1 protein-coding gene is annotated in these 608 nt (G+C 50.0%); it reads right to left on the minus strand.

The genetic code is table 11. The features are described from left to right. On the minus strand, positions 1–599 hold a 599-nt coding region (locus U1T56_RS24325; protein WP_418162061.1), incomplete at its 3' end, for a metal ABC transporter solute-binding protein, Zn/Mn family. Positions 600–608 lie beyond the last annotated feature (9 nt).

Genomic DNA, 608 nt, shown 5'->3' on the forward strand with positions numbered 1-608 from the left:
CTGGGAGCTTTCTCCACTGTTGAACGGAATTGCCCGTCAAGGCGCTCGAGTTTCATCTTTAACGTTTCAAAGTTTTGCATAAACAGGTCTTTTTTTTCAGGTTTCAGTTCCATCAGCAAATCGCGGATGTTCTCGGCGATCGAAATGGATCGGATGGGGTCAAGCCATACGTGAGGATCTTTGTCTCTGTGTTCATCTTTGTGCCCTTCGCCATGCGCATGCTCCTGTTCATGGTTCGATTCAAGCAATTCGATGCCGTTTGTGGCAACGAGAAATCGGACGTGCTCATTTTGTAATGTTTCCTGCAGTTTTTCGGCGAACGGCTCCATCCCGTGGCCAATGTAAATGAAGGCGTCCGCATCGGCAATCTGCTGCACGGTTTTGGGTGTCGGTTCGAACGTATGGGCTTCCACTCCCGGCGGGTAAACGCTTTTGACGTTCACGGCGTCGCCGCCGATTTTTTTCGTAAAGTCTTCAAGCGGATAGACGGTTGTATAAATCGTCAATGGGTCGTTCGATGTTTGGGCCTTATGTGCCTCCGGTTTTGCTTGGCAGCCGTATAGCCAGGCGCTTGCCGCCAAAAGGAAAGACAAAAGAATGGATGGTAG

Source organism: Benzoatithermus flavus (assembly GCF_037908215.1).
Lineage (GTDB): Bacteria > Pseudomonadota > Alphaproteobacteria > Geminicoccales > Geminicoccaceae > Benzoatithermus > Benzoatithermus flavus.